At 58.4% G+C, this 12,151-nt stretch carries 11 protein-coding genes; 6 read left to right on the top strand and 5 right to left on the bottom strand.

Annotation, left to right across the window (positions count from 1 at the left end; translation table 11 throughout):
• Positions 1-177 precede the first annotated feature (177 nt).
• From M0808_RS15395 to rarD, 3 genes are all read left to right on the top strand, one after another.
• Positions 178-1,077, top strand: coding sequence for a LysR family transcriptional regulator (locus M0808_RS15395; RefSeq protein WP_247841754.1), 900 nt, complete (start codon positions 178-180; stop codon positions 1,075-1,077).
• A gap of 69 nt (positions 1,078-1,146) precedes the next feature.
• Entirely contained in the window at positions 1,147-2,160 is a 1,014-nt protein-coding gene (locus M0808_RS15390) for an aldo/keto reductase (RefSeq protein ID WP_247841753.1), read from the top strand.
• A 286-nt stretch (positions 2,161-2,446) separates the two neighbouring features.
• The gene (gene rarD, locus M0808_RS15385; protein ID WP_027611999.1) at positions 2,447-3,328 is read left to right on the top strand and encodes an EamA family transporter RarD; all 882 of its coding nucleotides are present in this window, start codon (positions 2,447-2,449) and stop codon (positions 3,326-3,328) included.
• Between the two features lie 176 nt (positions 3,329-3,504).
• Here the strand turns inward: rarD and hppD are convergent, their stop codons facing one another.
• On the bottom strand, positions 3,505-4,581 hold the full coding sequence (hppD, locus tag M0808_RS15380; RefSeq protein WP_103368986.1) for a 4-hydroxyphenylpyruvate dioxygenase: 1,077 nt from the start codon (positions 4,579-4,581) through the stop codon (positions 3,505-3,507).
• A gap of 459 nt (positions 4,582-5,040) precedes the next feature.
• Here hppD and M0808_RS15375 point away from each other — a divergent pair, with 459 nt between their 5' ends.
• Together M0808_RS15375 and M0808_RS15370 are read left to right on the top strand one after the other, a co-directional pair.
• Entirely contained in the window at positions 5,041-6,576 is a 1,536-nt protein-coding gene (locus M0808_RS15375; RefSeq protein ID WP_247841752.1) for an EAL domain-containing protein, read from the top strand.
• A gap of 234 nt (positions 6,577-6,810) precedes the next feature.
• Positions 6,811-7,176: a histone-like nucleoid-structuring protein, MvaT/MvaU family gene (locus M0808_RS15370; protein WP_003224630.1), complete on the top strand. Its 366-nt coding sequence runs from the start codon at positions 6,811-6,813 to the stop codon at positions 7,174-7,176.
• A gap of 218 nt (positions 7,177-7,394) precedes the next feature.
• On the opposite strand, the gene M0808_RS15365 is transcribed toward M0808_RS15370, so the two are convergent.
• Positions 7,395-7,913: a DUF4946 domain-containing protein gene (locus tag M0808_RS15365; protein WP_247841857.1), complete on the bottom strand. Its 519-nt coding sequence runs from the start codon at positions 7,911-7,913 to the stop codon at positions 7,395-7,397.
• Between the two features lie 139 nt (positions 7,914-8,052).
• On the opposite strand from M0808_RS15365, the gene gloA reads away from it, so the two are divergent.
• Positions 8,053-8,574, top strand: coding sequence for a lactoylglutathione lyase (gene gloA, locus M0808_RS15360; RefSeq protein ID WP_007963339.1), 522 nt, complete (start codon positions 8,053-8,055; stop codon positions 8,572-8,574).
• Between the two features lie 178 nt (positions 8,575-8,752).
• On the opposite strand, the gene ahpF is transcribed toward gloA, so the two are convergent.
• The 3 genes from ahpF to M0808_RS15345 form a co-directional block, all read right to left on the bottom strand.
• Positions 8,753-10,315, bottom strand: a complete 1,563-nt coding sequence (ahpF, locus tag M0808_RS15355) for an alkyl hydroperoxide reductase subunit F (protein WP_247841751.1) — start codon at positions 10,313-10,315, stop codon at positions 8,753-8,755.
• Positions 10,316-10,447: 132 nt separating this feature from the next.
• Positions 10,448-11,011, bottom strand: coding sequence for an alkyl hydroperoxide reductase subunit C (gene ahpC / locus M0808_RS15350; protein ID WP_003224621.1), 564 nt, complete (start codon positions 11,009-11,011; stop codon positions 10,448-10,450).
• A 136-nt stretch (positions 11,012-11,147) separates the two neighbouring features.
• A complete protein-coding gene (locus M0808_RS15345) occupies positions 11,148-12,086 on the bottom strand; it encodes a site-specific integrase (protein ID WP_247841750.1) in 939 nt (312 codons plus the stop codon).
• Between the last annotated feature and the right edge of the window lie 65 nt (positions 12,087-12,151).

Here is a 12,151-nt window from a genome sequence, read left to right as displayed (position 1 = left end):
TCACGCATCAAGATCAAAAGATCGCAGCCTGCGGCAGCGCCTGCACGGAAATACGCGTTTCCCTGTAGGAGTTGCCGCAGGCTGCGATCTTTTTTTGCTCACTGATTGCAACGCCCGAACTTGCCAATCACGGAGAAATCCCGCAAAAACGCACAGATCTTTAAAGGATTTTTACCAATGAGCTCGATTCTCGATCTGGAGATCTTCGTCCGCGTGGCCGACTCCGGCAGCATCTCCGCCGCTGCCCGCGCGCTGGAACTGACGCCGGCCGCCGCAAGCATCGCCTTGAAGCGTCTGGAAACCCGCCTCGGTAGCCGCCTGCTTGCGCGCTCTACCCGCAGCATGCGCCTGACCGAAGAAGGTCGGCGTTATCTCGACAGCGTACGCATTGCCCTGTCCGCCCTGGCCGAAGGTGAGCAGGCACTGAAGCAACACGGCGAAGGCCTCAGTGGTGTGCTGCAACTGGCGGCGCCCTCGGACTTCGGGCGCAACGTGTTGTTGCCGTGGCTGGACGATTTCAAATGCGAACACCCGAATATTCAGCTGCAACTGCTGCTCAACGATCGGCACGCCGATCTGTTCCGCGAAACCGTGGATGTCGCGCTGCGCTTTGGTGTGCCCAGTGATTCGACGCTGGTAGCGTTGCCGATTCTGCCGGCGCATCGCCGCGTTGCCTGCGTCAGCCCGGACTATCTCGCCCGCCATGGCACACCGCAACATCCCGGCGAACTGCGCGAACACAGCGCCCTGCTCTACCTGCGCAATGGCCGGCCCTACAACACCTGGCGCTTCAGTCGCGAGGACGAAACGCTGGAGGTTGAAGTCCACGGCGATTACTTCAGCGATGACGGCGAAGTCGCGCGGCGCTGGGCCCTGGCCGGGCATGGCATTGCCTACAAAGCCTGGCTGGACGTCGCCGAGGATGTGCGCGGCGGACGCCTGCTGACGCTGTTCGATGACTGGCATGGCGAAAGCGTGCCGTTCAATCTGCTCTGCCCGCATCGGGTGCAGGTGTCCGAACGCGTTCGGGTGTTGCAGGCTTTTTTGCAGACGCGTTGCGCAGCGCTCAGCCGATAATTCACTTTGCCCCATCGGAAGCTTCTGGTATTTGATTGGAGTTTTCCCACCCGATAAAAGGATTTCGGCATGAGCTACCGCACACTGGGGCACTCGGGGTTGCAGGTGTCTACCCTCACCCTCGGCACGATGATGTTTGGCGAGCAAACCAGCGCCGAGGACTCGCTGCGCATCATCGACAAGGCCTGGGATCAGGGCATCAATTTCATCGACACTGCCGACGTCTATACCAACGGCCGCTCGGAAGAAATCGTCGGCGAGGCGATTGCCCGCCATCGGCACGAATGGGTGTTGGCAACCAAGGTCGGTTTCGGCCCGGCGGACGGCGTGCCGAACCGCAGCGGCTTGAGCCGCAAGCACATCTTCAATGGTCTGGAGGCCAGCCTGACCCGTCTTGGCACCGACTATCTCGACATCTATTACCTGCACCGCGAAGACCACAACACGCCGCTGGAAGTCACGGTGTCGGCGATCGGCGACCTGATTCGTCAGGGCAAGATCCGTTACTGGGGCCTGTCGAACTATCGCGGCTGGCGCATCGCCGAGGTGATTCGCATCGCTGACAAGCTCGGTATCGACCGCCCGGTGATCAGCCAGCCGCTGTACAACATCGTCAACCGCCAGGCCGAGACCGAGCAGATCAGCGCCGCGCAAACCTATGGCCTCGGCGTGGTGCCTTACAGCCCGCTGGCCCGCGGCGTGCTCAGCGGCAAGTACGCACCCGACGCCACTCCCGACGCCAACAGCCGCGCCGGGCGTCAGGACAAACGCATTCTGGAAACCGAATGGCGCGTGGAATCGCTGCGCATCGCCCAGCAGATTCAGCAGTACACCCAGGGCCGTGGCGTCGGGATTGTCGAATTCGCGATTGCCTGGGTGCTGAACAACAGCGCGGTGACCTCGGCGATTGTCGGGCCGCGCACCGAACAACAGTGGGATGCTTATACCAAGGCGCAGGCGGTGCAGATCACGGCGGAGGATGAAGCGTTTATCGACTCGCTGGTGACGCCGGGGCATGCTTCGACGCCGGGGTTTAACGATGTGAGCCATTTTGTGCCGGGCCGTAAACCGCGTTCGACGTGAGCCCCCCGCCCTCACCCTAGCCCTCTCCCGGAGGAGAGGGAACCGATCGGGGAATATTGAAGCTACGCTTTTGCCTGAAGCTGTTGTGTTGAATGCATAATCGACTCGGACTTTCACATCGCTGAATGTCGCGAGACCCTACGGTCAGTCCCCTCTCCCTCTGGGAGAGGGTTAGGGTGAGGGGCTTTTGGGTTTATGTAGAAAATATTGACCGCCCCGGCCAATATTCAGCACAAAAACCACGTATCCTGCGCGCCCTGTTTGATCACCCATCCGCGAGGACAGTTTGTCTAAAGGTATCGCTCTATCGGTTTCAGCTTCGGTGCTGTTTGCCGTCATGTATTACTACACCTCGCTGCTCACTCCGTTGAGCGGCGTGGAAATCTTCGGCTGGCGGATGCTGCTGACTGTGCCGTGCATGACCGTGTTCATGCTGGTGTCGGGTGAATGGCGGCGGGTGCTGGAGTTGCTGCGCAAGGTGGCGGGCTATCCAAAGCTGATTGGCGGTCTGATTGTTTCGTCGGGTTTGCTCGGCGTGCAGTTGTGGCTGTTCATGTGGGCGCCGCTCAACGGCTACAGCCTCGATGTGTCGCTGGGTTATTTCCTGTTGCCGCTGGCGATGGTACTGACCGGGCGCATTGTGTACGGTGACAGCCTGTCGTACCTGCAGAAAATCGCGGTGTTCTTTGCCGTTCTCGGCGTGGCGAACGAGCTGTATCGGGTCGGCGGATTTTCCTGGGCGACCCTGGTGGTCGTGGTCGGTTACCCGCTGTATTTCGTCCTGCGCAAACGCCTGAAGACCGACAACCTGGGCGGTCTGTGGGTCGATATGACCTTGATGCTGCCGGTGGCGTACTGGTTCGTGCGCGGTGGTGAGCAAGGTTTTGCCGTGTTCGATCAGTATCCGGGCTTGCTCTGGCTGATTCCGCTGCTCGGTCTGATCAGTGCTTCGGCGCTGGTGGTGTACATCATTGCCAGCCGCTTGCTGCCGTTCAGCCTGTTTGGTTTGCTCAGTTACGTCGAGCCGGTGTTGCTGCTCGGCGTGGCGCTGTTGCTGGGGGAAAGCATCAAGGCGGGTGAGTGGCTGACGTACATTCCGATCTGGCTCGCCGTTGTGGTGCTGATCTTCGAAGGCTTCAAACACCTGATGCGACAACGCAGGTCTTAAAAGCAACACAAAACTACTGTGGGAGCGGAATTGCTCGCGAAAGCGTCAGCTCAGTCAACAAAGACCTTGAACGAAAGACCGAATTCGCGAGCAAGCCCGCTCCCACAGTTTTGCTGATGCAAAAAATCCCGGCTGTGCATGACTGCAAGCCGGGATTTTTTCATTCTGGTGGCGGATTACTCGGTTGCGAGCACACCACGACGCACCTGATCACGCTCGATCGATTCGAACAGGGCCTTGAAGTTGCCCTCGCCGAAACCATCATCGCCCTTACGCTGGATGAATTCGAAGAACACCGGGCCCATCAGGGTTTCCGAGAAGATCTGCAGCAGCAGGCGCTTGTCGTCCGGGTTCGACGAGCCGTCGAGCAGGATGCCGCGCGATTGCAGTTGATCCACCGGCTCGCCGTGGTTCGGCAGGCGGCCTTCGAGCATTTCGTAGTAGGTGTCCGGCGGTGCGGTCATGAAGCGCATGCCGATCTTCTTCAACTGATCCCAGGTCTTGACCAGGTCGTCGGTGAGGAACGCCACGTGCTGAATGCCCTCGCCATTGAATTGCATCAGGAACTCTTCGATCTGCCCGGCGCCCTTGGACGACTCTTCGTTCAGCGGGATGCGGATCATGCCGTCCGGTGCGGTCATCGCTTTCGAGGTCAGGCCGGTGTATTCGCCCTTGATGTCGAAATAGCGGATCTCGCGGAAGTTGAACAGTTTCTCGTAGAAGTTGGCCCAGTAGGCCATGCGGCCGCGGTACACGTTGTGGGTCAGGTGGTCGATGATCTTCAGACCGGCACCGACCGGGTTGCGATCAACGCCTTCGATGAACACGAAGTCGATGTCATAGATCGAACTGCCTTCACCAAAACGGTCGATCAGGTACAGCGGCGCGCCGCCGATGCCCTTTATCGCTGGCAGGTTCAGCTCCATCGGGCCGGTTTCGATGTGGATCGGCTGAGCACCGAGTTCCAGTGCGCGGCTGTAGGCCTTTTGCGAATCCTTCACGCGGAACGCCATGCCGCACACCGACGGTCCATGCTCGGCCGCGAAATACGAGGCCACACTGTGCGGTTCGTTGTTGAGGATCAGGTTGATCGCGCCCTGACGGTACAGGTGCACGTTCTTGGAGCGGTGGGTCGCGACTTTGGTGAAGCCCATGATCTCGAAGATCGGCTCCAGGGTGCCAGGAGTCGGCGATGCGAACTCGATGAACTCAAAGCCCATCAGGCCCATTGGGTTTTCGTATAAATCTGCCATGGTGACGCCTCATCATTCTTATCAATTAACCAGAGTTATTTGTCAGTAATGCTGAGACCGGCGGGAGGTGCGCAGGAGATGCCTCGCACACTGCGGGCGAGGAAGTCACCGTAGATCAGTTGAAACCCGAATATCTTCATTGTCGACCCAAGGCTCTTGCGGGCGAGGCTTCTGCTGCCAGAAGACGTTTATTATTGTATGCGTAACCGGATTCTACACAGCGTAAATAGGGTTGTCTGCCCTCTCTATAAAATCCGCCTTTTTCGCATCGGTGCAAGAGGTTTGTTGCGCACGTAAGCAAGCTGAGCCTGTATCGCACTCGCCCCGCAGATCAATCGCCTGTAAGCGGCACAAGCGGCAACGGCCATCTATCATGCGTTTTGACGCCGCTGTTTTTCACAGGCGCGCCGTTGCCAGCCTGCATTCGAGAGTTTCACTCCATCGCAACAGGATGCGTCCATGCCCTTGACTGTCAAACCCCGCCGCAAACGTAGCGTGCGGATGATTGTGACCCTGCTTTGCGGCCTGCTGCCGGTGCTTTTGGGCACAGGGATTCTGTATCTGCAAGCCGAACGCACCTTGCAACAGAGCACGCAAAATACCGCCGAGGAGGCGTTGCGCCAGTTTGAACTGATGCTCGACAACACCGCCCAGGCCGCCAGCGAACTGCTGCCCCTGGCCGGCCAGCCCTGCGACAGCGTCAAACTGGCCTTGCGTGAGCAGGTGACCCGTCGCCCCTTCGTACGCTCGACCAATCTGGTGTGGGACAACAACCTCTATTGCAGCTCGCTGTTCGGGGAGTTCAAGGAGGCCGTGAATCCGGGCGACTATACGCAGGGCAAACTGTGGTTGATGAATGGCAACCCCGTCACGCCCGACACCGCGCTGTTGGTGTATCGCCTCAGCGAAGGTCGCGGTGGCGCGCTGACCACCCTCGATGGTTATCACCTGAGCAACATCCTGCGCCTGATCGGCCGGCAGACGCTGCTGTTGTTGCAGGTCGGCGATAACTGGCTGTCCGTCGATGGCAAGGTGCATCAAGGCGCCCTGCCGCCGTTACCGGTGGCGCAGAGTATGCTCGCGTCTTCGCGCTATGCCTTCAGTGTCAGTGCAGGCTTTCCGCAGGGGCAAACGTGGCGCTACATGGCCGGCGAATACCCGCCGCTGTTCAGTCTGCTGATATTTTTCGGGGTGATCGCGGGCGCTATCGCCCACGTCCTGCAACGGCGCGCCACGTCGCCCAGCCATGAGATGCTGCGCGCGCTGGAGGCTGGCGAATTCATTCCCTACTTCCAGCCGGTGGTGCATGGCGACAGCCGGAAGTGGTCCGGCACTGAAGTGCTGATGCGCTGGAATCACCCCAAGGAGGGTCTGGTGCGTCCGGATCTGTTCATTCCGTTTGCCGAACATTCAGGCCTGATCGTGCCCATGACTCGTTCGCTGATGCAGCAGACAGCCGCCCTGCTCGGCCCGTTGTCGGCGGAGTTCGACAAACCGTTCCACATCGGCATCAACATCACCGCCAGCCATTGCCAGGATCTGCAACTGGTCGAAGACTGTCGCGGGTTTCTCGCTGCTTTTGCCCCCGGCAGTATCAACCTGGTGCTGGAGCTGACCGAGCGCGAGCTGATTGAGCCAACCGATGTCACGCACCTATTGTTCGAGCAGTTGCACGCGCTGGGGGTGATGATCGCCATCGACGATTTCGGTACCGGCCATTCAAGTCTGGGCTACCTGCGAACATTCAATGTCGATTTTCTCAAGATCGACCAGAGTTTCGTCGCGATGATCGGCATTGATGCGCTGTCGCGGCATATTCTGGACACGATTATCGAACTGTCGGCCAAGCTCGATTTGGGTATTGTTGCCGAAGGTGTAGAAACTCAGGCTCAGGCTGACTATCTGACCGCACACCACGTCAACTTCCTGCAGGGCTATCTGTTCGGAAAAGCCATGCCTGGCGCCGACTTCATCGATGCATTAAGTCACCATTAACTAAAAATAAATTAAGCCTGGCGCTGCGACCGGGCGCACCAAATTGATACAAAACACCACTGTTGTTACATGACGACAAGATCAGGATTTACTCTTGGCGCATTAACTACTACAATTTTTTCAGCCTGTGCAAGATTGGCAGGTGAGCCATTATCACCGAGTCGCTTCAAGGCTCTTGGCTTATAGCTTTGTTTGCGGTTGGTATCAGCCAAACACACTATTGGAGTAAAGATATTGTCCAGACTCGCTGAATTTCGTGCAGCTGAAAAGGCCCTTCAGGAACAGCTCAAGCAGTTGGAATCGCTGAAGAACGATGCCGGGCTCAAGAAAGAAATCGAATTCGAAGAAAAGCTCCAGGGGCTGATGAAAACCTACGGCAAAGGCCTGAAAGACATCATCGCCATCCTCGATCCGAACCCGTCCAAGTCCGGCCTGCAAGTGTCTGCCGCACCGAAAACCCGCCGCGCTCGCGTGGTCAAGGTCTATCAGAACCCGCACACCGGTGAACTGATCGAAACCAAGGGCGGCAATCACCGCGGCCTGAAAGCCTGGAAAGAACAGTACGGTGCTGCCACCGTCGATTCCTGGTTGCGCGGTTAATCTTGCGTCAACAAACAAGCCCTGCTCTATGCAGGGCTTTTTTTTCGACAATATCTAACAAAAGCAACGATTTCCGCCACGCTAGTTATCAATCTGCTTTAACACCCACAAGCCGTGAGGCTAAACATTTTGCGCCGGGATGTTGCAACCGCAACGACCGCTAAACTTTGTGCTTAATTCCTTCGGGTATCTAAACCCGTAGCGGTGCAAACAGACGCTTAAAGTTTCAAGCTGTTTCTCACTGCGACTATTTCCTCGGCGCTCGCCGTATAAACCTCAGCCTGACCCGCGTAAGAAAGTACATAAGCCTTATCCGTCGCGACCGCAGCAACCAATGTTTGCGACAACACATGACGGCCGTTTTCGGTGATCGTGCAGGTGGTCTCCAGTGCATCCAGAGCGGCGAGTTTTGCCGGATGTATCTTGTTGCAAACGCTTTGATAGCCACCCTGGAAGAAGTCTTTCTGAATAGATTTGCGCATTTCCAGCAGGACACCCTGCACATTGACCTGATGGCCTGCCTCAACCTGGCTCATGGTCAACTCCATCACCATCACCTGATTGCCGTCAGCATCGTTTTTCACCGCGCGCTGGCGCGAAACCTGAGGGGTTTGATCAGGCAGCGCCTCTACTTCCCAGCCTGCAGGCCAGGTGATACTGGGCTGATCCGCCAGCGCCGGAACGGCAAGCAGCGATGAGAAAAGGCAAACGAACAGCGCTTTGAACGGTCGGATCATTACCAGAGGCACTCGCAGATTGAGCAGCAAAGTCTGAGGCCCGGCCGCCCACAGAGCAAGCCGCGCATTCGGTTTGGCGATGCCGCCCCGCATGCGTATCATTGCGCCCATTCACTCGCCCCATTGTTACGGAGGGCCTATGAGCCTGCACGAACTGAACACTTTCCCCGGCGTCACCGCCACTCCAGACAGCGCAACCCGCAACTTCGTCTTCAACCACACCATGCTGCGTGTGAAGGACATCACCAAGTCGCTGGACTTCTACACCCGCGTCCTGGGTTTCTCGCTGGTCGAGAAGCGTGATTTCCCGGAAGCCGAATTCAGCCTGTACTTCCTCGCGCTGGTCGACAAGGCGCAGATCCCGGCCGACGCCGCCGCCCGCACCGAATGGATGAAGTCGATCCCCGGCATTCTGGAACTGACCCACAACCACGGCACCGAAAACGACGCCGACTTCGCCTACCACAACGGCAACACCGACCCGCGCGGTTTCGGCCACATCTGCATCTCGGTGCCAGACATCGTTGCCGCGTGCGCACGTTTTGAAGAGCTGGGCTGTGATTTCCAGAAGCGCCTGACTGATGGCCGTATGAAAAGCCTGGCGTTCATCAAGGACCCGGATGGCTACTGGGTTGAAATCATCCAGCCTGCGCCGCTATAACTGACCACATAAAAGCCTTTGTGGGAGCGGGCTTGCTCGCGAAAGCGGTGAGTCATTCAGCGAAAATGTTGGCTGACAGGACGCTTTCGCGAGCAAGCCCGCTCCCACCTTCAAATTGTGGCAGGCATAAAAAAACCCATGATCGCTCATGGGTTTTTTCGTTTCAGCGACTGCCGTTTTACGCCGGCGCCGAAGTACGGATCAAGTGATCGAACGCGCTGAGGGAAGCCTTCGCGCCCTCGCCCACCGCAATCACGATCTGCTTGTACGGCACAGTGGTCACGTCGCCGGCCGCGAAGACGCCCGGAATCGACGTCTCGCCACGGTTGTCGACGATGATTTCACCACGCGGCGACAGCTCGATGGTGCCCTTGAGCCAGTCGGTGTTCGGCAGCAGACCGATCTGCACGAAGATCCCTTCCAGTTCGACGCTACGCAGTTCGTCACTATTGCGATCCTTGTAACGCAGGCCGTTGACCTTCTCGCCATTACCGGTGACTTCAGTGGTTTGCGCACTGGTGATCACGGTGACGTTCGGCAGGCTGTGCAGTTTGCGTTGCAACACCGCGTCGGCACGCAGTTGCACGTCGAACTCCAGCAGTGTCACGTGGGCAACGATACCGGCCAGGTCGATGGCCGCTTCAACGCCGGAGTTACCGCCGCCGATCACCGCCACGCGCTTGCCTTTGAACAGCGGGCCGTCGCAGTGCGGGCAGTACGCCACGCCCTTGTTACGGTATTCCTGCTCGCCCGGCACGTTCATTTCACGCCAGCGTGCGCCGGTCGCCAGGATCACGCTCTTGGCTTTCAGGGTCGCACCGCTGGCGAAGTGGACTTCGTGCAGCTCGCCGTTCTTGCCGGGAATCAGCTTGTCGGCGCGCTGCAGGTTCATGATATCGACGTCGTACTGCTTGACGTGCTCTTCCAGCGCCGTCGCCAGTTTCGGGCCTTCGGTTTCCTGCACGGAAATGAAGTTCTCGATGGCCATGGTGTCGAGCACCTGACCGCCGAAGCGCTCAGCCGCAACACCGGTGCGGATACCTTTACGGGCGGCATAGATCGCGGCCGACGCACCGGCCGGGCCACCGCCAACTACGAGCACATCAAAGGCTTGTTTGGCGCTGATTTTCTCGGCCTGACGCTCGATGGCGCCAGTGTCGAGTTTGGCGAGGATTTCTTCCAGGCCCATACGGCCCTGGCCGAAGTTTTCACCGTTAAGATAGATGCTCGGCACGGCCATGATCTTGCGATCGTTGACTTCGTCCTGGAACAACGCGCCGTCGATGGCGACGTGACGGATGTTCGGGTTCAACACAGCCATCAGGTTCAGCGCCTGGACCACGTCCGGGCAGTTCTGGCACGACAGCGAAAAGTAGGTTTCGAAGTTGAACTCACCTTTGAGCGAGCGGATCTGTTCGATCACTTCGGCACTGGCTTTCGATGGGTGGCCGCCGACTTGCAACAGGGCCAGCACCAGAGATGTGAATTCATGGCCCATCGGGATGCCGGCGAAACGCAGGCTGATGTCGGCACCCGGGCGATTGATCGAGAACGACGGCTTGCGGGCATCGGTGCCGCTGTCGATCAGGGTAATCTGGCTCGAAAGACTGGCAACGTCTTTCAGCAGGTCAAGCATTTCCCGGGATTTCGCACCGTCGTCGAGGGAAGCAACGATCTCGATCGGCTGGGTAACCCGTTCCAGGTACGATTTCAACTGGGCTTTAAGATTGGCGTCCAACATACGGGCGATCTCCTGTGTCTTTATTCGAGGCGAAAAAAAGCCCGAGCGAATCTCGCCCGGGCTTTTTCAATGGGCGGTGCAGCTTACTGAAGTAGGTGCGGAGTCCCGCCCTGTGTTGCGTGCGTCACAGACTTAGATCTTGCCGACCAGGTCCAGGGACGGAGCCAGAGTGGCCTCGCCTTCTTTCCACTTGGCCGGGCAAACTTCGCCTGGGTGAGCAGCAACGTACTGAGCAGCCTTGATCTTGCGCAGCAGCTCGGAAGCGTCACGGCCAACGCCGCCATCGTTCAGTTCAACGATTTTGATCTGGCCTTCAGGGTTGATCACGAAGGTGCCACGGTCAGCCAAGCCAGCTTCTTCGATCAGCACGTCGAAGTTGCGGGAGATGACGTGGGTCGGGTCGCCGATCATGGTGTATTCGATTTTGCCGATCGCTGGCGAGGTGTTGTGCCAGGCAGCGTGAGCAAAGTGGGTGTCGGTCGAAACGCTGTAGATTTCCACGCCCAGTTTCTGGAACGCAGCGTAGTTGTCGGCCAGGTCTTCCAGCTCGGTTGGGCACACGAAGGTGAAGTCGGCTGGGTAGAAGAACACTACGGACCATTTGCCTTTCAGGTCAGCGTCCGAGACTTGTACGAAGTCGCCGTTTTTGAACGCGGTAGCTTTGAACGGTTTTACTTGGCTGTTGATGATAGGCATTGATGACTCTCCGTCAGGGTTGTGAATTCGATGGGTGAATCCTACCCACTCACTCGACGGATGGCTCATTGGCAAACCTGATGCTGCTGATTTGTTTTCGCTATTAGCGGACTGTATTAATAGAAGAAAACCATATCTACGACGAAGCCGGTTTATCCGTAATCCGGGCCATCCCGTGAAAGGGGCTGGCTTCAACATAGCGCATGGCTGACTTCATATCCTTCCAGCCGACGTAACTCATCAGCGATTTCAGATCCCAGCCGCTTTGATGCGCCCACGTGGCAAAGCCGCGGCGCAGGGAATGGCTGGTGTAACGCTCGGCCGGGATGCCGGCGCGCTCCAGTGCCTGACGCAACAGCGGAATGATGCTGTTGGCGTGCAAGCCCTCCTCGCTCAGATGTCCCCAGCGGTCGACGCCGCGAAACACCGGACCGCGTACCAGCGCCGCCTCGGTGATCCAGTCGATATAAGCCTGCACCGGGCACAGTTTGAGCAGCGCCGGCGCCTGATACGTCTGCCCGAGGTTGTCGCGGTCGCCCTTGCTGCGCGGCAGGTAGAGGGTGATGCTGCTGCCGGCGTGCGCCTGCACGTGCTCGATCTGCAGACGGCACAACTCGTCACTGCGGAAGCCCCGCCAGAAGCCCAGCAAAATCAGCGCCCGATCGCGATAGGCCTTGAGCAACTGCGGACGATCCTGATTCTGCCTGGCGCTACTGGCTTCCTGCTCCAGCCAGTCGACCACTTGCTGCAGATCGTGCAATTGCAACGGTTCGGCCTGTTTTTCCTGCGCCGGATGCAGTGCGCGAATGCCTTTGAACACTTTGCGCACCACCGGCGCCTTGGTCGGATCGGCAAAACCCTGACTGTTGTGCCACTGCGCCAGCGCTGACAGCCGCAGTTTCAGAGTGTTGATCGACAGCACCCCGGCATGCTCGACCAGATACCGCGCCACGCTGTCGGCGGTCGCTGGCAGGAAGCCGCCCCACTTCACTTCGAAATGCTCGATCGCCGAACGATAGCTGCGGCGGGTGTTGTCACGGGTGGCGGCTTGCAGATAGCGATCGATCTCGCTCATGGGCAGTGTTCTCGCAGGCGTACTGATTGCTGGATGAAAAAACCGATTCAGGGGTCTGACATTGG

Origin of the sequence: Pseudomonas sp. MWU12-3103b, assembly GCF_023100615.1 — a bacterium.
Classification (GTDB): domain Bacteria; phylum Pseudomonadota; class Gammaproteobacteria; order Pseudomonadales; family Pseudomonadaceae; genus Aquipseudomonas; species Aquipseudomonas putida_A.
This window is presented reverse-complemented; position numbering and strand designations above follow the sequence as displayed.